The sequence below is a fragment of the Arenimonas malthae CC-JY-1 genome (assembly GCF_000747075.1).
GTDB lineage: Bacteria > Pseudomonadota > Gammaproteobacteria > Xanthomonadales > Xanthomonadaceae > Arenimonas > Arenimonas malthae.
The window spans coordinates 1-19,287 of the sequence record NZ_AVCH01000192.1; the positions used below are offsets into that span (position 1 = coordinate 1).

Genomic DNA, 19,287 nt, shown 5'->3' on the forward strand with positions numbered 1-19,287 from the left:
GGCCGGCCCGGCGCCGGTGTCGCCGCTGCCGGCGGAGCAGGGCGACACGCTGGCCCTGGACGGCGAAGTGCGCGCGCGCCCCTGGCCGCGCTCGCCGCTGGCCCAGGACGACCGCGCGATGGAGGCCTACCTCGTGCGCCACAACGCCATGATGGCCGCCGACGGCCTGGGCGCCTTCATGCCCTACGTGGACGTGGTGGCGCACGATGCCGGCGCGGAAGCGGAGCGCCGCCGGTGAGGCGAGTCCTCGCGTTGCTGCTGCTGGCTCTGGCCGGCCCGCTGCACGCGGCCGCGACCGATGCCGCGGGCTGGCTGGCGCGCGTGGGCCCGGCCCTGCGCAGCCTCGACTACCAGGGCACGCTGGTCGTCGTGGCCGACGGCCGGGTGGATACGCTCCGGGTCTTCCATCGCGTGCGCGACGGCCGCGAGCAGGAGCGCCTGGTCGCGCTCAGCGGCCCGCCGCGCGAGGTGATCCGCGACGACGGCAAGGTCATGTGCATCGGTACCGGGGACGAGCCGGTGGCCTACGACCTGGGCAAGGCCGGCCGCTGGAGCGCGGCGCTGGCGGTTTCCGAAGTGGCCGGCATGCGCGGTTACCGCGCGCGCCTGGCCGGCGAGGGCCGGGTGGCCGGGCACGCGGCGCAGCAGGTGGAGGTGATCGCCACGGACGGCTGGCGCTACGGGTACCGCCTCTGGCTGGAAAAATCCTCGGGCCTGCCGCTGCGCGTGGACCTGCTGGGCGAAGGCGGCCGGTCGGTCGAGCAGGTGGCCTTCACCGAACTCGACCTGGGCGCGACGCCGTCCGACGCCGACCTGGCGCCCAGCGCCGCGGACCAGCTGATGCGCGTGTCGCGCCTGCCCGCGCCGGAGGCCAGCCCGCCGGGCTGGCAGGTGCCGGCGCCGCCGCCGGGGTTCCGCCTGCGCGCCGCGCGCCCGCTGCCGGGCGACGGCGTGCACCTGCTCTACAGCGACGGGCTGGCGAGCGTGTCGGTGTACGTCGAAAAGGGCAAGCCCGGCCTGCGCGGCGGCGCCACGCGCCAGCGCGGCGCGGTGCACGCGCGTTCGTTCTGGCTCGACGGCTGGCAGGTGCTTGCCCTGGGCAAGGTGCCGGCGGCCACCGTGGACCGCTTCGCCCGCACCGTGCGCCCGGTGGGCGACGATGGCTGAGCGCGAGGCCGAGGTGCGCAGCCGGCAAGGCGACGAACTCGGCCTGGCCCTGCTGGGCAGCGCCTGCGAGGGCTGCGCTGGCGGCTGCCGCGGCCGATGCAACCTCTTCGCCACGGGCCAGGATGGCGTTTTCCACCTGGCCGTCGCCGATGCCGAAAGCTACGCGCCGGGCCAGCGGCTGCGCCTGAGCATCGACGACGAAGCACTTCGCCGCGCCGCCTGGCGGGGTTACGGCGTGGCGCTGCTTGGCCTCCTGCTCGGCGCCGCCGCCGGCCACGGCCTGGGGCGCGCGCTGGGCGGGCCGGCCGACCTGTTCGCGCTCGCCGGCCTGGTGCTGGGAACTTTCCTGGCCGCGCGCGTTTCCAAGCCCGCGTTGCCCGAGCCGCGCGTCGAGCGCGCGGGCAGCGTGCTTCCCCCCGAATCCTCCCGGAGTGACCGCCCATGAACCTGCCGCTTTCCCGCGTCCTCGTCCTCGCGCTCGCCCTGGCGACGCCCGTGGCCTTCGCGCAGGCCGCGGAACCGGTGCCGGCCAACGCCGCGCCGATCGTCAACCTTCCCGACTTCACCCGCCTGGTCGAGGCCACCAGTCCGGCCGTGGTCAACATCGAGGCCACCAGCGGCCCGCGCGGGCGCGAGGCGGCCGGCGACGGGAACGAGAAGGCCAGGCCCGGCGAACCGCCGATGCCCGAGGACATGCCGGAGTTCTTCCGCCGCTTCTTCGGCCAGCCCGGCATGCCCGGCATGCCCGGCATGCCCGACCGCATCCCTCGCGGCGGCACCTCCCAGGGCACGGGTTTCCTGATTTCCAGCGACGGTTACGTGCTCACCAACCACCACGTGGTCGAGGGCGCCGACCGCATCGTGGTGCGCCTGAGCGACCGCAACGAACTCGAGGCCGAGCTGGTGGGCAGCGACCCGCTGTCCGACGTGGCCCTGCTCAAGGTGGCCGGCAAGAACCTGCCGGTGCTGCGCATCGGCGATTCGCGCCGGCTCAAGCCCGGCCAGTGGGTACTGGCGATCGGCTCGCCGTTCGGCTTCGACCACTCGGTCACCGCCGGCATCGTCAGCGGCGTCGGCCGCCGCTCGCTCGACCCCAGCCAGCAGTACGTGCCCTTCATCCAGACCGACGTGGCCATCAACCGCGGCAATTCCGGCGGCCCGCTGCTCAACACCCACGGCGAGGTGGTGGGCATCAACTCGCAGATCTTCTCGAACTCCGGCGGCTACATGGGCGTCAGCTTCGCCATCCCGATCGAGGTGGCGATGAACGCGGTGCGCCAGCTGCGCGAGACCGGCAAGGTGGTGCGCGGCCAGCTCGGCGTGCGCATCCAGGACGTGGACCGCGAGCGCCTGGCCGAACTGGGCCTGGACCGGCCGATGGGCGCCTTCGTCGACTCGGTCGAGAACGGCAGCGCCGCCGCCCGCGCCGGCATCCGCCCGGGCGACGTGATCACCCGCTTCAACGGCCGCGAGGTGAACCGCTCGGCCGACCTGCCGCCGATGGTGGGGGCGCTGCCGCCGGGCAGCCGGGCCAGCGTCACCCTGCTGCGCGACCGCAAGGCCCGCGACGTGGTGGTCACCCTGGCGGCGCTGGACATGGCCTCGGTGACCGGCGGGACCCCGGCCGTGGAGCCGGCCCCCGAGGCTGGCAACCCGCTGGGCCTGGTGGTCGAGGAACTCGACGCGCCGGCCCGCGCCGCCATGGGCCTGGGGCCGCGCGAGGGCGTGCTGGTCGGCCGCGTCACCAGCCTGGCCGCCCGCCAGGCCGGCGTGAACCCGGGCGACGTGCTGCTGAGCGTGAACAAGCGGGACGTCGGCTCGGTGGAGGAATTCGAGGCGGCCACCGAGGGCCTGGGACCCGGCGACGAGGTCCGCCTGCTGGTCCGCAGCACCCGCAGCACCGGTTTCATCACCTACACCCTGCGCTGACCCGGCGCGGGCACGGCGTCTAGGCGCCAGCGCTCCCCGGTCCGGGCCGTTCAGGGCGGCCGGGCCGGGGGCGCTGTGCGATAATGGCCCGTTTACAGCCACGAACCGGCCAACTGACCGCCCGCATGCAGCACATTCGCAACTTTTCCATCATCGCCCACGTGGACCACGGCAAGTCCACGCTCGCCGACCGCATCATCCAGATCTGCGGCGGCCTGCAGGCGCGCGAGATGGAGGCCCAGGTGCTCGACTCGAACCCGATCGAGCGCGAGCGCGGCATCACCATCAAGGCCCAGTCCGTCACGCTGCCGTACACGGCGAAGGACGGCATCACTTACCAGTTCAACTTCATCGACACCCCGGGCCACGTCGACTTCAGCTACGAAGTCAGCCGCTCGCTGGCCGCCTGCGAAGGCGCGCTGCTGGTGGTGGACGCCGCCCAGGGCGTCGAGGCGCAGTCGGTGGCCAACTGCTACACCGCGGTGGAGCAGGGCCTGGAAGTGGTGCCGGTGCTCAACAAGATCGACCTGCCGACCGCCGACACCGAGCGCGTCAAGAAGGAGATCGAGGCCGTCATCGGCATCGACGCCGAGGACGCCGTCGCCATCAGCGCCAAGACCGGCCTGAACGTCGAGGACGTGCTCGAGGCCATCGTCAAGCGCATCCCGCCGCCGAAGCCGCGCGACACCGACAAGCTGCAGGCGCTGATCATCGACTCCTGGTTCGACAACTACCTGGGCGTGGTGTCGCTGGTGCGCGTGATGCAGGGCGAGATCAAGCCCGGCGACAAGATGCTGGTGATGTCCACCGGCCGCACCCACCAGGTGGATTCGGTCGGCGTGTTCACGCCCAAGCGCAAGGTGCTCGCCAAGCTCGGCGCCGGCGAAGTGGGCTGGATCACCGCCTCCATCAAGGACGTGCACGGCGCGCCGGTGGGCGACACGCTCACGCTGGCCAACGACCCGGCCCCGGGCCCGCTGCCGGGCTTCCAGGAAATGCAGCCGCGCGTGTTCGCCGGCCTGTTCCCGGTGGACGCCGAGGACTACCCGGCGCTGCGCGAGGCGCTGGAGAAGCTCAAGCTCAACGACGCCGCCCTGCGCTTCGAGCCGGAAAGCTCGGAGGCCATGGGCTTCGGCTTCCGCTGCGGCTTCCTGGGCATGCTGCACATGGAGATCGTGCAGGAGCGCCTTGAGCGCGAGTACGACCTCAACCTCATCACCACCGCGCCCACGGTGATCTACGAGGTGCTGCTGACCGACGGCTCCATCCTCTCGCTCGACAACCCGGCCAAGCTGCCGGCGGTGAACAAGATCGAGGAGATCCGCGAGCCGATCATCCGCGCCAACATCCTCACCCCGCCGGACTACGTCGGCGCGGTGATCAAGCTGTGCGAGGAGAAGCGCGGCGCCCAGGTCGGCATCAGCTACCTCGGCTCGCAGGTGCAGATCAGCTACGAGCTGCCGATGGCCGAAGTGGTGCTCGACTTCTTCGACCGCCTCAAGTCGGTGTCGCGCGGCTACGCCTCGCTCGACTACCACTTCCAGCGCTTCGAGGCCGGCCCGTTCGTGCGCGTGGACACGCTGATCAACGGCGACAAGGTGGACGCGCTGTCGCTCATCGTGCACCGCAGCCAGGCCGACCGCCGCGGCCGCGACCTGTGCGAGAAGATGCGCGAACTGATCCCGCGGCAGATGTTCGACGTGGCCATCCAGGCGGCCATCGGCTCGCAGATCATCTCGCGCTCCACGGTCAAGGCGCTGCGCAAGAACGTGCTGGCCAAGTGCTACGGCGGCGACGCCACCCGCAAGAAGAAGCTCCTGGAGAAGCAGAAGGAAGGCAAGAAGCGCATGAAGCAGGTCGGCCGGGTGGAGATCCCCCAGGAAGCCTTCCTCGCCGTGCTCCAGGTGGACAACAAGTAAGCGGCCCCCGCCGCGAGGAACCCCGACGCGTGAAAATCGACCTTGCCCTGATCCTGACGTCGCTGGCCGCCCTGACCGGCCTGGTCTGGCTCATCGACCGCCTGGCGTTCGCGCCCAAGCGCAAGCTCATGCAGGCCGAAGGCGAGGAAATCGCCGAGCCGGTGTGGGTGGACTACGCCCGCCAGCTCTTCCCGGTGATCTTCATCGTGCTGGTGCTGCGCAGTTTCCTGGCCGAGCCTTTCCGCATCCCGTCGAGCTCGATGATGCCGACCCTGCTGGTCGGCGACTTCATCCTGGTCAACAAGTTCGCCTACGGCCTGCGCCTGCCGGTGGCCAACACCAAGGTCGTGCCGGTCGGCGAGCCGGCCCGCGGCGACGTGGTGGTGTTCCGCTACCCGGGCATGGGCCCGGACGACCCGCGGGCGGGTGCCGACTACATCAAGCGCATCGTTGGCCTGCCGGGCGACCGCATCGCGTTCCGCGACCAGACCGTGTTCGTGAACGACCAGCCGGTGGCCAAGAAGCCCGACGGCGTCTACGTGGACGGCAGCCGGGGCCGGGATTCCATGACCGGCGCCACCCAGTTCGAAGTGGACCTGGGCGGCCGGGTGCACAAGACGCTGGAAACCAGCCCCTTCTCCAGCCCCCGGGCCGAGGGCGTCTGGGAGGTGCCGGCCGGGCATTTTTTCGTCATGGGCGACAACCGGGACCGCAGCGAGGACAGCCGCTACTGGGGCTTCGTGCCCGAGCAGAACCTGGTCGGCAAGGCCTTCGTGATCTGGCTCAACTGCGAGGGCTGGTTCTGCAGCGGGGCGTTTGACTACACCCGGATTGGCGATACCATCCGCTGAACGGTCCAACCAGGGGAAGGGAAATGGCTCGCAAGCCGCGTGGCATGACGTTGATGAGTTTCGTGATCGTCCTGGTGGTCGTGGGCTTCTTCGCCCTGGTCGCCATGAAGCTGTTCCCGATGTACAGCGAATACTTCAACCTCAAGGGCGTGATGGAGGAGTACGCGGCGCAGCCCAACTCCGCCTCGATCCCGCCGGCGCAGATGCACACCGACCTCAACCGCCGCTTCGGCATCGCCTACGTGGATTCGGTCGAGAAGGAGCACATCAAGATCATCCGCGAGGGCGGCGTGAGCAAGCTCAACATCGCCTACGAGGTGCGCGTGCCGCTGTTCGGCAACCTCGACGTGGTGGGCAAGTTCGACAACACCGTCGACCTCACCGGCCAGGCGGCGAGTGACTGACCGCATCACCCACCGCTTCTCGAAACCCGAGCTGCTGCAGCAGGCACTGAGGCACCGCAGCGCCGGGTCGCCGCACAACGAACGGCTCGAATTCCTCGGCGACGCGCTGGTCAACCTGCTCGTCGCCGAGGCGCTCCATGAGCGTTGGCCCAAGGCCGACGAAGGCACCCTGACCCGCGCGCGCGCCAGCCTGGTGCGCGAATCGGCCTTGGCCGAAGTGGCCCGCCGCCTGCGGCTGGGCGACCGGCTCGAGCTGGGCCCGGGCGAGATGAAAAGCGGCGGCCATCGCCGCGACTCGATCCTGGCCGACGCCGTCGAGGCCGTGGTCGCCGCCATCCACCTCGACGCCGGCTTCGAAGCCTGCCGCGCCGCGGTGCTGCCCTGGTTCGAGCCGGGCCTGGCCGAGCTGCCCACCGGCAAGGCCGAAAAAGACCCCAAGACCCGCCTGCAGGAATGGCTGCAGGGCCGGCAGCTGCCGCGCCCGGCCTACCGCCTGCTGGAAACCCTCGGCGACGACCATGCCCGCGTGTTCCGCGTGGCCTGCGAAACCACCGAGCCGCCGCACGAGGAGCAGGCCGAAGGCAGCTCCCTGCGCGCCGCCGAACAACTCGCCGCCGAACGCGTGCTGGCGAAACTGGAGAAGAAGTGAGCCTGACGCCCGAAACCCAGGAGGCGCCGTTCCGCGCCGGCACCGTCGCCGTGCTGGGCCGGCCCAACGTGGGCAAGTCCACCCTGGTCAACGCCCTGGTCGGCGCCAAGGTGAGCATCGTCTCGCCGCGCCCGCAGACCACCCGGCACCGCCTGCTTGGCATCGCCACCTTCCCGGCGGGCCAGCTGCTGCTGGTGGACACCCCGGGCATCCACCGCGAGCAGAAGCGCGCCATGAACCGCATGATGAACCGTGCCGCGCGCGGCGCCGTCGAGGGCGTGGACGCCGCGGCCCTGGTCATCGAGGCCGGTCGCTGGACCGAGGAAGACGGCCTGGCCTACGCCGCCCTGCATTCGGCCGGCGTGCCGGTGGTGCTGGTGGTGAACAAGGTGGACAAGCTGGCCGACAAGACCGCGCTGCTGCCCTTCATCGCCCAGATCACCCACGAGCGCGAGTTCGCCTCGGTGCACCCGGTGTCGGCCATGAAGTCCAAGGGCCTGGACGCGCTGGTCAAGGACCTGCTGTTCCTGATGCCGGAATCGCCGCCGCATTATGGCGAGGACGAGATCACCGACCGCAGCGAACGTTTCCTGGCCGGCGAACTGGTGCGCGAACAGCTCATGCTGCGACTGGGCGAGGAATTGCCGTACTCCACCACCGTCGAGATCGAGAAGTTCGAGGAGGACGGCGAACTGCTGCGCATCGCCGCCGTGGTGTGGGTGGAACGCGAAGGCCAGAAGCCCATCGTGATCGGCAAGGGCGGCGAACGCCTGAAGGCCATCAGCACCAGTGCGCGCATTGGCATGGAAAAGCTGTTCGGGCGCAAGGTCTTCCTGGAAACCTGGTGCCGCGTGCGCGAAGGCTGGTCGGACGACGAGGCCGCGCTGCGGCGTTTCGGCTATTCGGACTGACCCATGCGCGTGCTCGCGCAGCCGGCCTACGTGCTGCACGCGCGCCCCTGGCGCGAAACCAGCCTGATCGTCGAACTGCTCAGCCGCGACCACGGCCGCGTCGCCGTGGTGGCGCGCGGCGTCCAGGGCGCCAAGCGACATCCCCTGCGCGCGGCCCTGCAGCCGCTGCAGCACCTGCGCGCCGACTTCCTGCCCCAGGGTGAAATGGCCCGGCTGCTGCAGGCCGAGGCCGTGGACGCCGCGCCCCTGCTGCAGGGCGAAGCGCTGATGGCGGCCTTCTACGTCAACGAACTGCTGCTGCGGCTGGTGCCGCGCCAGGACCCGGCGCCGGCGCTTTACGAACGCTACGGCGAACTGCGCGCCGAATTCGCCGCGCCCGGCGAGCTGGCCTGGACCCTGCGCCGCTTCGAACGCGACCTGCTGGAGATCCTGGGCTACGGCCTGCCGCTGGACGAGGACGAACACGGCCAGCCCGTGGACCCGGCCGGCCGCTACCGGCTCGACGCCGAGCGCGGCCCGGTGCGCGACCGCAGCCACGAGGCGGGCTCCACCAGCGGCGCCGCGCTGCTGGCGCTGGCCGCCGACCGCCTGCCGCCGCCGGAACAACTGCTGGAGCTGCGCAGCGCGCTGCGCGGCGTGCTGTCGGCGCACCTGGGCCCGCAGAAGCTGAAATCCTGGGGCCTGCTGTCGGAACTGGCGCGCCTGGGCCGCGACTGAAGCGGCGGCTCAGCCGGCTTCCAGCGCGCGCGCGACGCAGGCTTCGAAACGCGCCAGGGCGGCGGCGTCACCGGGCGCGTCGTGCAGCGCGCGCACCGCGGCCAGCAAGGGCAGGGCGCCGACGAAACCGCAGCCCGCCTTCAGCCGGTGCAGGTGGGCGCGCGCGGCCTCCGCATCGCCTTGCCTGCAGGCGGCCAGCACGGCCCGGCACTGGCCGGGCAATTCCTCCCGGAACATCGCCCGCAGCGTTGCCAGCGCGCTGGCCTGGCCGGCCACCGCGGCCAAGCCGGCGGTGTCGTCCCAGGGAGGCAGGGCGTCGGGTGGCAGCAGGTCGCGCACGGCGTCGACCAGTTCGTGCAAGCCCAGCGGCTTGGCCAGCACCCGGGCGAAACCGGCGAGGCCGGGCCGCGGTTCGGCGCTGAGCGCGATCGCCGGCACGTGCAGGCCGGCGGCACGCAGTTCGGCCAGCAGGTCCTCGCCATGGCCGTCGGGGAGGTGCAGGTCGAACAGCCAGAGCGCGTGGCCGCCACGGCGCGCCGCCTCGCGCGCGGCTGCCAGCGTGGCCACCGTGTCCACCGTGGCCGGCAGCGCCGCCAGGCCCTGCGCCAGGAAGGCGGCGCTGACCGGGTCGTCCTCGAGCAGCAGCAGGCGCGGGTTCATTCCCTGTCCCGTTCAATCGGCCCATGCAAGGCACTATGCTGGCCAGCATGCGGCGACGGTTCCTGCTCGGCAAGGTGGTGTTCGGCGCGCTGCTGCTGCTCGCCGCGCCGGCGCTGTGCGCGCGTGCGCTCGAGGTGAGCGTGGCCGCCGTGCGCAGCGAGGCGGCCAGCGTGTCGGGGCTGGATCTCGCGTTGGACTGGCCGGTGGATGCGCCCGGCGGCGAACTCGTGCTGCGGGCCCGGCGGGTGGAAGTGCCCAGCCTCGGCAAGTCGTTTTCCGACATCCAATGGCGCTGTCCGCTCAGCCTCGACGAGCAGGGCCAATGGCGCTGCGCCGGCCCCGTGCGCAGCGCAGAGGGCCGGGCGCTGGCCACCGTGTCGCTGTCGGCTGCGTCGCTCGATGCCAGCCTGCAGGTCGGCGACAGCCGCGTCGCCTACGCCTCGCGCGCCGCCGCGCCCGACCGTCCGCGCATTGCGCTCGAGGCCGTGCCGGTCGCCTGGCTGAAGGCCTTCCTTGCCGGCCTGTGGGCCGAGGGGCAGTGGACCGCTGGCCGGATGTCGGGCCAGGTGGACCTGTGGCTGCCGGAAGACGCGCCATTGCAGGCCCGGGCCGCGCTGGACCTGGCCGACGTCGGCCTGGAAACCCCCGACGGCTGGCTGGCGGCCGCCGGCCTGGGCGGACGGCTCGAGCTGGATTACGTGCCGGTGGGCGAGCTGGCCCGGGTGCGCACGCGTTTCGTCGCGCGCGGCGGCGAATTCCTGGCCCAGGGCCTCTACGCCCAGTTGCCGGCGACACCGGTGGAACTGCAGGTTGAACTGCGGCAGCAGGCGGGCGGTGAATGGCGCTTGCCGGCGTTTTCGCTCCGGGACGGCGGCGTGCTGCAGGCCAGCGGACAGGCCCGCATCGGCGCCGACGGCGGCGTGGCCGACCTGGCGCTGGACCTGGCCCTGGGCGACCTGGCGGTGGCGCGCGACCGTTACCTCAGTGGTTTCCTGGCGCCGGCCGGTTTCCCCGACCTGGTGCTGGCCGGGGCCGCGAAGGCGCATCTCACGCTGCACGAAGGGCGCTTGCAGGCCATGTCGCTGGCGATGGAGCAGGTCAACGCCGTCGACCCGCGCCAGCGTTTCACCCTGGCCGGCCTGCAGGGCGGCCTGCGCTGGACCGCCGCCGGCGAGCCGGTGGCCAGCGAGCTGGGCTGGGACAACGCGGCGCTGTTCGGCATCGGCCTGGGTTCGGCGCGGTTGGGCTTCGCCAGCGCCGAAGGCCAGCTGCGCCTGCGCGAGCCGGTGGCGCTGCCCGTGCTCGACGGCCGGGCACGGCTGGAACACCTGCGCTGGCAGCCTCCCGGCGCCGGCAAGGGCGCGCGTTTCCAGCTCGGCGCGTCGCTGGAAGGGCTGGACCTGGGCAGCCTGTCGCAGCGCCTGGGCTGGCCGGCGTTCACCGGCACGGTGGGCGGGCGCATTCCCTCGGCGCGCTACGAGGACAACGTGCTCACGCTCGACGGCGGCCTGGCGATGCAGGTGTTCGGCGGCACCGTGTCGCTTTCCGAGCTGGTGATGGAGCGCCCCTTCGGCGTGGCGCCGACGCTGTCGGCCGACGTGGCCATCGACGACATCGACATGGAGCCCATGACCGGCGCCTTCGGCTTCGGCGCCATCACCGGGCGCATGGACGGCCGCATCAGCGGCCTGCGCATGGTGGACTGGTCGCCGGTGGCCTTCGACGCACGCCTGGGCTCGGACCCGGCCTGGAAGGGCCGGCGGCGCATCAGCCAGCGCGCGGTCGAGGACATTTCCAAGATCGGCGGCGGCGGCGGGCTCATGGGCGGCCTGCAGGCGCAGGCGCTGCGGCTGTTCGACGACTTCCGCTATTCGCGGCTGGGCCTGGCCTGCCGGCTGCGCGACAACGTCTGCACGATGGATGGTGTCGATTCAGCGGGCGATGGCTATACCATCGTGGAAGGCGCGGGCCTGCCACGCATCCAGGTGGTGGGCTTCCGGCGCCGGGTGGATTGGCCCACCCTCGTGGCGCGCCTGGTGGCGGCCACCGAGGGCACGGCCCCGGTCATCGACTGAAGGAGCGGCACATGGGCAAGTTCAAGACCACGGTCCTGCGCACGGCGACGATGGCGCTCGCCATCTTCGCACTGGGCGCCTGCGTCACCATCAACGTCTACTTCCCGGCGGCCGAGGCCCAGGAGGCGGCCGAGGAGTTCGTCGAGAAGGTGCTGGGCGACGAAGCCGCGCCGGCCCCGGCGGGCGACAACCCGCAGGCCTTCCGCGCGCCGGCCCCGGCCCGCTTCAGCCTGCTGTCGCTGGTCATCAGCGACGCCGCGGCCCAGGAAGCCGACATCACCATCCGCACCCCGGCCATCCAGGCCATCCAGGACCGCATGGCCGCGCGTTTCCAGGACAGCCTGCAGCCGCACTTCGATTCCGGCGCGCTGGGCTTCGGCAAGGACGGCCTGCTGGTGCTGCGCGACGCCACCAAGGTGGCGCTCAAGGACCGCGTGGCCGTGAACCAGCTGGTGGCCGAGGACAACCGCGACCGCAACGCCGTGTACCGCGAGATCGCCGTGGCCAACAACCACCCCGAGTGGGAAGCCCAGATCCGCGAAACCTTCGCCCGCCAGTGGGTGGCCAGCGCCCGCGCCGGCTGGTGGTACCAGGCCGCCGACGGCAGCTGGAAGCAGAAGTAGGGCGCCGCCCCCCGCCAAGCACCCGGGGCGCGGATTTGCGACAATCCGCGCCCCTTCGTTTTGGCGTCTCCCGTGTCCCGTACCCGCCTCAAGCAGCTTCCCCCCTTCGAACTCGAGATCACCGACCTCAGCCATGACGGCCGGGGCGTGGGCCGCCGCGACGGCAAGGCGATCTTCGTTTCCGGCGCGCTGCCGGGCGAGCTCGTCCGGGTCGAGCAGACCGGCCGGAACCGGCACTTCGACGAGGGCCGCGCCGTCGAGGTGCTCAAGGCCTCGCCGGACCGCGTCGAGCCGCGCTGCCCCCATTTCGGCGCCTGCGCCGGCTGCGTGCTCCAGCACCTTTCCGAACCGAAGCAGATCGCCGCAAAACACGGCGTGCTCATGGACAACCTGCGGCGCATCGGCCACGTCGAACCGCAGCGCGTGCTCGAACCGCTCACCGACGCCGCCTGGGGCTACCGCCGCAAGGGCCGCTTCTCGGTGCGCTTCGTCGAGAAGAAGGGCAAGGCCGTGGTGGGCTTCCGCGAGACCAACCCGCGTTTCGTCGCCGACCTGACCACGTGCCACACCGTGCTGCCGGAGATCGGCGCGCGCATCCCCGAGCTGGCCGCGCTGGTGGACAGCCTGGACGGCAAGCGCACGCTGCCGCAGATCGAATTCATCGCCGGCGAGCAGGGCGTGGCCCTGGTGTTCCGCCACCTCGAACCGATGGGCGAAGCCGACCGTGGCCGCCTGGTGGAGTTCGCCAGGGCCAGCGGCTTCGCGGTGTTCCTGCAGCCGGGCGGCATCGACACGGTGCATGCGCTGTGGCCGGAGCAGGTGGACCTGAGCTTCGCGCTGCCGGCCTGGGACCTGCACCTGGCCTTCCGCCCGCTGGACTTCATCCAGGTCAACGCCGGCCTCAACGACAAGATGATCGCGCGCGCGCTGGAACTGCTCGATCCGCAGCCGGGCGAGCGCGTGCTCGACCTGTTCTGCGGCCTGGGCAATTTCACGCTGCCGCTGGCCCGCAAGGCCGGCACCGTGGTCGGCGTGGAAGGCGACGCCGGCCTGGTCGCGCGCGCCCGCGAAAACGCCGCGCGCAATGGCCTGGCCAACGTGGAATTCCACGCCGCCGACCTGGCCAGGGACCTGGCCGGCGAACCGTGGATGAAGGCCGGCTTCGACAAGCTGCTGCTCGACCCGCCGCGCGCCGGCGCCGCCGAGGTGCTGGCGCAGCTGCCGCTCAAGGGCATCCGCCGCATCGTCTACGTGTCCTGCCACCCGGGTTCGCTGGCGCGCGACGCCGGTTTCCTGGTGCGCGAGCGCGGCTATGCGCTGGTCGCCGCCGGCGCCATGGACATGTTCCCGCAGACGGCGCACGTCGAATCCATCGCACTGTTCGAGAAGAAGGGCGCCTGAGCATGGGCATCGAGATCGAACGCAAGTTCCTGCTGGCCGGCGACGGCTGGCGCGTCGCGGCCGTGAAGTCGGTGCGCATGGCCCAGGGTTACATCAACGACATGGCCGCGCTGCGCGAGGGCCGGCAGAACGCCTCGGTGCGCGTGCGCATCGCCGGCGACGCCGCCTTCCTCAACCTCAAGTCGCGCGAGCTGGGCAGCACCCGCCAGGAGTTCGACTACCCGATCCCGGTGGCCGACGCCGAGGCGCTGCTGGCGCTGTGCGTGGGTGGCCGCATCGACAAGGTGCGGCATTACGTCGAGCACGCCGGCCACACCTGGGAAGTGGACGAATTCGCCGGCGACAATGCCGGCCTGGTGGTGGCCGAGCTCGAGCTCGGTTCCGCCGACGAGGCCTTCGAGCGCCCGTCCTGGCTGGGCCGGGAAGTGACCGAAGAGCTGCGTTACTACAACCTGGCGCTCGCCGAGCGCCCGTATTCGCGCTGGCGCGCGGAGGAGCAAGCCTGATGCTGGTGATCGGAATCGGTGGCCTGGAACTGGCCCCCGAAGAGCGCGAGTGGCTGCGGCACCCGGCCGTGTCCGGCGTGATCCTGTTCAAGCGCAACTTCGCCTCGCGCGACCAGGTGGCCGACCTGTCGGCCGCCATCCGCGCCGCCGCGCCGCGCCCGCAGCTGCTGTGCGTGGACCAGGAAGGCGGTCGCGTGCAGCGCTTCCGCGACGGCTACCACGCGCTGCCCTCGCTCGAGGGTTTCGGCAAGCTGTACGAACGCGACCGCGAGGCCGCGCTGGCGCTGGCCCGCGAGCACGCCTGGCTGATGGCCAGCGAGATCCGCGCCACCGGCGTGGACCTGAGCTTCGCGCCGGTGGTGGACCTGGGCCGCGGCAACCTGGCCATCGGCGACCGCGCCTTCCACGCCGACCCGGCCATCGTCGCCGAGTTCACCCGCGCTTACGTCGCCGGCATGCACGAAGCCGGCATGGCGGCCACGCTCAAGCATTTCCCGGGCCACGGCTCGGTGCTCGAGGACACCCATTTCGACGACGCCGTCGACCCGCGCCCGCTGTCCGACCTGCAGGCGCACGACCTGGTGCCCTTCGCCGCCGGCATCGCCGCCGGTGCGGAAGCCGTGATGATGGCGCACGTGAAGTACCCGGCGGTGGCGCCGGAGCCGGCCGGTTATTCGCCGCGCTGGATCCGGGACATCCTGCGCCGCGACATGGGTTTCGGCGGCGTCGTCTTCAGCGACGACATCGGCATGGCCGCGGCCGAATCGGCCGGCGGGGTGAAGGCGCGCATCGACGCCCACCTCGACGCCGGCTGCGACGTGGTGCTGGTGTGCGCGCCGGCCCTGGTGCCTGATTCGCTCAGGGCCGTGGACGACCGCGCGGCGCCGGCACCGGAGGCGCTGGCTTCGCTGTTCGGCCGCGCGCACACCGACTGGCATGCCCTGGCCGCCGACGCGCGCTACGATGGGGCCCGCGAGGCGCTGCGCCGCTTCGAACAAGGAGTCGCCTGAGATGTCCCCCGACCTGAAGGCCGCGCTGGACGCGTCCGACCTGCTGTTCGACCGCGCCACCATCGAGCGCGAAACCCGCCGCATCGCCGCCGAGATCGACCGCGACTACGCCGGCGGCGAGCGCCCCGTGTACCTCTCCATCATGCACGGCGGCATGCTCTTCGCCTCGCAGCTGGCGCTGGAACTGGCCACCGACCTCGAGTTCGACTACCTGCACGCCACCCGCTACCGCGGCGCCACCACCGGCGCCGGGCTGACGTGGCTGCACCGCCCGGCCACGCCGCTGCGCGGCCGCCGCGTGCTGGTGGCCGACGACATCCTCGACGAGGGCCACACGCTGCTGGCGGTGAAGCAGTGGTGCGAGCAGGAAGGCGCCGCCGACGTGCGCGTGGCCGTGCTGGCGCTCAAGCACCATGACCGCCGCGCGCCGGGCATCGCCGCCGATTACGTCGCCATCGAGGTGCCCGACCGTTACGTGTACGGCTACGGCATGGACTACCACGAGCAGGGCCGGAACCTGCCGGCCATCTACGCCCTGAGGGACTGAACCATGTCGGCGATCGAGCTGGCCGTCATCGGCGGCACCGGGCTGTACCGGCTGGCCGCGCTGCAGGACCCCGAGGCGCTCGAGGGCGACACGCCCTACGGCCGGCCCTCGGGCCCGGTGCGGGTGGGCCGCCTGGCCGGCAGGCGCGTGGCCTTCCTGGCCCGCCACGGCGAGGGCCATTCGCTGCCGCCGCACCGCGTGAACTACCGCGCCAACCTGTGGCGCCTGAAGGAGCTCGGCGCCACCCGCGTGCTGGCGGTGAACACGGTGGGTGGCATCACCGAACGCTTCGGGCCGAAGGTGCTGGCGCTGCCGGATCAATTGATCGACTACACCTGGGGCCGCACGTCCAGCTACTGGGACGGCGAGGGCGGCGACGTGCTGCACGTGGACTTTGGCGACCCTTACACGCCGGCCCTGCGTCGCGAGGTGCTGGCCGCGGCCGCGGCCTCGGGCACGCCGCTGGTGGACGGCGGCTGCTACGGCGCCACCCAGGGCCCGCGCCTGGAGACGAAGGCCGAGATCGCCCGGATGCGCCGCGACGGCTGCGACCTGGTCGGCATGACCGGCATGCCCGAAGCCGGCCTGGCCCGCGAGCTCGGCCTGGACTACGCCTGCCTGGCCATCGTGGCCAACTGGGCGGCGGGCTGCAGCGGCGACGAGGAGATCACGCTGGCCGAAGTGCTGGCCAACGTGGAGGTCGCCAGCGCCCACCTGCCGGCCCTGCTGGAAGCGCTCCTGGGGTGATTGTCAACCGTTTTGCCCTTGTTCATACTCGGTCCGTGCACGGGACCGGCACATCGGCACACGGAGCACGCCCGTTCTTCCAGCATTCGAGGTCAAGTACATGAGTTTCGGCACCGTGAAGTGGTTCAACGACGCCAAGGGCTTTGGTTTCATCGCCCCCGAGGACGGCAGCGCGGACGTGTTCGTGCACTATTCCGCCATCAGCGCCAAGGGCTTCCGCTCGCTCCAGGAAGGCCAGCGCGTAAGCTTCGAGGTGGTGCAGGGCCCGAAGGGCTCGCAGGCGTCCAACGTCGTACCGGCCTGAACCACGCTACCCCTGTTCAAGGCGAAGCCCCGCTCCGGCGGGGCTTTGTTTTTCGGGGGATCACGCCGTCGGGGCGTGGTTGAACTGCAGGCGGGCGAGTTCGGCGTACAGGCCGCCCTGGGCCAGGAGTTCGGCGTGGGTGCCCTGGGCGACGATGCGGCCCTTGTCCATCACCACGATGCGGTCGGCCTTGAGCACGGTGGCCAGTCGGTGGGCGATGACGAGCGTGGTGCGGCCTCGCATCAGGCGTTCCAGGGCCTGCTGCACGGCGCGTTCGCTCTGGGCGTCGAGGGCGCTGGTGGCCTCGTCGAGCAGCAGCACCGGCGCGTCCTTGAGCAGGGCGCGGGCGATGGCCAGGCGCTGCTGCTGGCCGCCGGACAGGCGGGCGCCGCGTTCGCCCAGTTCGCTGTCGTAGCCCTGGGGCAGGGCGGCCAGGAACTCGTGCGCCTCGGCGCTGCGGGCGGCGGCCTCGATGTCGGAATCGCTGGCCTCGAGGCGGCCGTAGCGGATGTTTTCGCGGGCGGTGGCGCCGAAGATGACCGGGTCCTGCGGCACCAGCGCCACCTGGGCGCGAAGGGTGGCGGGCGCCAGCGTGCGCAGGTCCACCCCGTCGAGCGTGATGTCGCCGGCCTCCGGGTCGTGGAAACGCAGCAGCAACTGGAACACCGTGCTCTTGCCCGCGCCCGAGGGGCCGACCAGGGCCACGGTCTCGCCCGGCCGCACTTCCAGGCTGAAGTCTTCCAGCGCCGGGGCATCGGGGCGCGTGGGGTAGTGGAAACGCACGCCCTGCATGCGCAGGTGGCCGCGCACGGGCCGGGGCAGTGTCGCCGGCTGCGCCGGGACCGCCAGCACCGAACGTTCGTGCAGCAGGTCGTTGATGCGGGCCATGCCGCCGGCCGCGCGCTGCACTTCCGCCCAGACCTCGGCCAGCGCGCCCACCGAGCCGGCGCCGATCAGCGCGTAGAGCACGAACTGGCCCAGCGTGCCGGCGCTCATGGCGCCGCTGATCACGTCCTGCGCGCCCACCCACAGCACCGCGGTGATCGAGCCGAACACCAGCACGATCACCACCGCGGTCAGCAGGGCCTGCAGGCGGATGCGCCGGCGCGCCGTGCCCAGCGCCACCTGCACCGCGGCGCCGAAGCGGTCGCGTTCGAAGGCTTCGCGGGCGTAGCTCTGCACGGTGTGCATGGCGCCCAGGGTTTCGCCGGCGCGGGCGTTGGCGTCGGCCACGCGGTCCTGGCTGTCCTTGGCCACGCCGCGCACGCGCCGGCCCGACAGCGCCATGGGCAGCACCACCAGCGGGATGCCCAGCAGCACGAACAGCGCCAGCCGCGGGCTGGTGACCGCCAGCATCACCGCGCTGCCCAGCACCGTGATGCCACTGCGCAGCGCCACCGACATGCTCGATCCCACCACGCTGCGCAGCAGTTCGGCGTCGGCCGACAGGCGCGAGAGCAATTCGCCCGAGCGCGTGCGTTCGAAGAAGGCCTGGTCCAGCGACAGCAGGTGGCCGTACAGCGCGCGCCGCAGGTCGGCCACCACGCGCTCGCCCAGCAGCGACACGAAGTAGAAGCGCGCCGCGGTGGCCAGCGCCAGCAGCACCGCCACCGCGAACAGCAGCCCGAACCAGCGGTCCACCGAGCTGCCGGCGGCGAAGCCCTGGTCGATCATGTGTTTCACCGCCACCGGCAGCATCAGCGTGGCCGACGACGAGAGCGCCAGCGCGCCCAGCCAGGCGGCCAGCAGGCCGCGGTGCGGGCGCAGGAAAGGCAGCAGGCCGCGCAGGGAATTGACAGGCGGCTTGGCCGGGGCGGGGTCGGTCATGGGGTGGAAGTCTCGATGCGGTGCAGGCGGGCGGTGCCGCGGCTGAGGTCGCGCAGGCGCGCCGCCACCGTGTCATAGCTGGAGGCGGGCAGGCGGAAACGCAAGCGCAGGCCGTCCTCGTCGAAGGTTTCCGCCAGTTTCACGGCGCCCAGCCCGTCCAGCAGGGCATGCGCGCCGCCGGAATGGGCGAAGTCGCAGGCCAGTTCGGCTTCGCACCAGGCCACGATTTCGCGCTTGGGCGCGGTGCGCAGGCATTCGGCGGCGGCACCGCCGTAGGCGCGCACCAGGCCGCCGACGCCCAGGTTGGTGCCGCCGTACCAGCGCGTCACCACCACCATCACCTGGTCCACGCCCTGGCCCTCGATGGCGGCCAGGATGGGGCGGCCGGCGCTGCCGCCGGGTTCGCCGTCGTCCGAGGAGCGGTACTGGCCGCCGATGCGGTAGGCCCAGCAGTTGTGCGTGGCCTGCGGGTCGGCGATTTCGCGCAGGAAGGCCAGCGCGGCCTCGGGCGTATCCACCGGCCGGGCGCGGGCGAGGAAGCGGCTGCGCTTGGCCTCGAGTTCGAACGACGCCGGGCCGGCGAGCGTGAACCCCGCGGTCACGAGCGCAGCGGGGCCAGGTCGGCCGGGACGTCGGTGCCGGGATGTTCCTTGAGCAGGAGCGCGAGGCTGGCGCGGGCGCCGGCGGTGTCGCCCTGGCGCACGCGTTCGCGGATGCGTTCGATCCAGGCGGCAGGATCGAGCGCGGCGTCTTCGTCCACGGGGGGCAGCACGGCCGGTTTGGCCATGGCCGGTGGGGCGGCCATGGGCGCAGGTTCGAGCATGACTTCGGTGCGCTGGGCGGCGGCACCGGCCTCGCGCTGGCGGCGCGATTCAGGGGCGTCGGTCGTGCGTTCCGCGTTCTCCGTCTGGACGTCCGCGCGCCTGAGGCGCGAACCCGAGACCACGATCTGGTCGAGCGCCGGCCCCTCCGCAGGCGGCTCGATGGCCGGGGCGGGCGGCGGAGGCGGTGCCGGCGGCGCGGCGGCGGGAAGCGGGCCG

Annotated in this window: 21 protein-coding genes and 1 pseudogene; 18 read left to right on the forward strand and 4 right to left on the reverse strand. The window is 72.0% G+C overall.

The features are described 5' to 3' along the window. The 10 genes from N790_RS16500 to recO form a co-directional block, all read left to right on the forward strand. The coding region (locus tag N790_RS16500; RefSeq protein ID WP_043804649.1) for a hypothetical protein at positions 1–238 on the forward strand (238 nt) is incomplete at its 5' end. Next, the gene (locus N790_RS12510) at positions 235–1,167 is read left to right on the forward strand and encodes a MucB/RseB C-terminal domain-containing protein (RefSeq protein ID WP_084062904.1); all 933 of its coding nucleotides are present in this window, start codon (positions 235–237) and stop codon (positions 1,165–1,167) included. The genes N790_RS16500 and N790_RS12510, both read left to right, overlap by 4 nt. Further along, a complete protein-coding gene (locus N790_RS15345; RefSeq protein ID WP_052385929.1) occupies positions 1,160–1,612 on the forward strand; it encodes a SoxR reducing system RseC family protein in 453 nt (150 codons plus the stop codon). The genes N790_RS12510 and N790_RS15345 overlap by 8 nt, the downstream gene beginning before the upstream one ends. Beyond that, positions 1,609–3,096, forward strand: a complete 1,488-nt coding sequence (locus tag N790_RS12520) for a Do family serine endopeptidase (protein WP_084062905.1) — start codon at positions 1,609–1,611, stop codon at positions 3,094–3,096. The genes N790_RS15345 and N790_RS12520 overlap by 4 nt, the downstream gene beginning before the upstream one ends. Positions 3,097–3,221: 125 nt before the next feature. Continuing rightward, on the forward strand, positions 3,222–5,015 hold the full coding sequence (lepA, locus tag N790_RS12525; RefSeq protein ID WP_043804653.1) for a translation elongation factor 4: 1,794 nt from the start codon (positions 3,222–3,224) through the stop codon (positions 5,013–5,015). A gap of 35 nt (positions 5,016–5,050) precedes the next feature. Further along, the gene (gene lepB / locus N790_RS12530) at positions 5,051–5,866 is read left to right on the forward strand and encodes a signal peptidase I (protein ID WP_425388039.1); all 816 of its coding nucleotides are present in this window, start codon (positions 5,051–5,053) and stop codon (positions 5,864–5,866) included. 23 nt (positions 5,867–5,889) lie between these two features. After that, positions 5,890–6,270 (forward strand): DUF4845 domain-containing protein, encoded by a 381-nt coding sequence (locus N790_RS12535; protein WP_043804656.1) that lies wholly within the window; start codon positions 5,890–5,892, stop codon positions 6,268–6,270. Further along, positions 6,263–6,919, forward strand: a complete 657-nt coding sequence (rnc, locus tag N790_RS12540) for a ribonuclease III (protein WP_043804658.1) — start codon at positions 6,263–6,265, stop codon at positions 6,917–6,919. The genes N790_RS12535 and rnc overlap by 8 nt, the downstream gene beginning before the upstream one ends. Before the next feature lie 2 nt (positions 6,920–6,921). Next, positions 6,922–7,830 (forward strand): GTPase Era, encoded by a 909-nt coding sequence (gene era, locus N790_RS12545; RefSeq protein WP_043804686.1) that lies wholly within the window; start codon positions 6,922–6,924, stop codon positions 7,828–7,830. A gap of 3 nt (positions 7,831–7,833) precedes the next feature. Then, complete coding sequence (gene recO / locus N790_RS12550) at positions 7,834–8,547, forward strand: DNA repair protein RecO (RefSeq protein WP_043804660.1); 714 nt, start codon at positions 7,834–7,836, stop codon at positions 8,545–8,547. 9 nt (positions 8,548–8,556) lie between these two features. Here the strand turns inward: recO and N790_RS12555 are convergent, their stop codons facing one another. Next, entirely contained in the window at positions 8,557–9,207 is a 651-nt protein-coding gene (locus N790_RS12555; protein WP_043804662.1) for a response regulator, read from the reverse strand. Between the two features lie 23 nt (positions 9,208–9,230). Between N790_RS12555 and N790_RS12560 the strand changes: the two genes are divergently transcribed. From N790_RS12560 to N790_RS12595, 8 genes are all read left to right on the forward strand, one after another. Continuing rightward, on the forward strand, positions 9,231–11,282 hold the full coding sequence (locus N790_RS12560) for an intermembrane phospholipid transport YdbH family protein (protein WP_169742186.1): 2,052 nt from the start codon (positions 9,231–9,233) through the stop codon (positions 11,280–11,282). Positions 11,283–11,293: 11 nt separating this feature from the next. After that, a complete protein-coding gene (locus N790_RS12565) occupies positions 11,294–11,905 on the forward strand; it encodes a YdbL family probable chaperone protein (protein WP_043804665.1) in 612 nt (203 codons plus the stop codon). Between the two features lie 72 nt (positions 11,906–11,977). After that, positions 11,978–13,306: a 23S rRNA (uracil(1939)-C(5))-methyltransferase RlmD gene (rlmD, locus tag N790_RS12570; RefSeq protein ID WP_043804666.1), complete on the forward strand. Its 1,329-nt coding sequence runs from the start codon at positions 11,978–11,980 to the stop codon at positions 13,304–13,306. Positions 13,307–13,308: 2 nt separating this feature from the next. Continuing rightward, complete coding sequence (locus tag N790_RS12575) at positions 13,309–13,812, forward strand: CYTH domain-containing protein (protein ID WP_043804667.1); 504 nt, start codon at positions 13,309–13,311, stop codon at positions 13,810–13,812. After that, complete coding sequence (nagZ, locus tag N790_RS12580; RefSeq protein ID WP_052385930.1) at positions 13,812–14,822, forward strand: beta-N-acetylhexosaminidase; 1,011 nt, start codon at positions 13,812–13,814, stop codon at positions 14,820–14,822. Before N790_RS12575 ends, nagZ begins: the two co-directional genes overlap by 1 nt. A 1-nt stretch (position 14,823) precedes the next feature. Further along, the gene (locus N790_RS12585) at positions 14,824–15,369 is read left to right on the forward strand and encodes a hypoxanthine-guanine phosphoribosyltransferase (protein ID WP_043804670.1); all 546 of its coding nucleotides are present in this window, start codon (positions 14,824–14,826) and stop codon (positions 15,367–15,369) included. A gap of 3 nt (positions 15,370–15,372) precedes the next feature. Then, a complete protein-coding gene (locus N790_RS12590; protein WP_043804672.1) occupies positions 15,373–16,116 on the forward strand; it encodes an S-methyl-5'-thioinosine phosphorylase in 744 nt (247 codons plus the stop codon). A gap of 100 nt (positions 16,117–16,216) precedes the next feature. After that, positions 16,217–16,420 carry a cold-shock protein gene (locus N790_RS12595; RefSeq protein ID WP_043804674.1) on the forward strand — a complete coding sequence of 68 codons (204 nt, stop codon included), beginning with the start codon at positions 16,217–16,219 and terminating at the stop codon, positions 16,418–16,420. Positions 16,421–16,480: 60 nt separating this feature from the next. Here the strand turns inward: N790_RS12595 and N790_RS12600 are convergent, their stop codons facing one another. The 3 genes and pseudogenes from N790_RS12600 to N790_RS16505 form a co-directional block, all read right to left on the reverse strand. Next, on the reverse strand, positions 16,481–18,247 hold the full coding sequence (locus tag N790_RS12600) for an ABC transporter transmembrane domain-containing protein (RefSeq protein WP_043804676.1): 1,767 nt from the start codon (positions 18,245–18,247) through the stop codon (positions 16,481–16,483). Continuing rightward, positions 18,244–18,849: an IMPACT family protein gene (locus tag N790_RS12605; protein ID WP_043804677.1), complete on the reverse strand. Its 606-nt coding sequence runs from the start codon at positions 18,847–18,849 to the stop codon at positions 18,244–18,246. Before N790_RS12605 ends, N790_RS12600 begins: the two co-directional genes overlap by 4 nt. Beyond that, positions 18,846–19,287 (reverse strand): annotated as a pseudogene (locus tag N790_RS16505) (hypothetical protein); the annotation flags it as partial. The gene N790_RS12605 and the pseudogene N790_RS16505, both read right to left, overlap by 4 nt.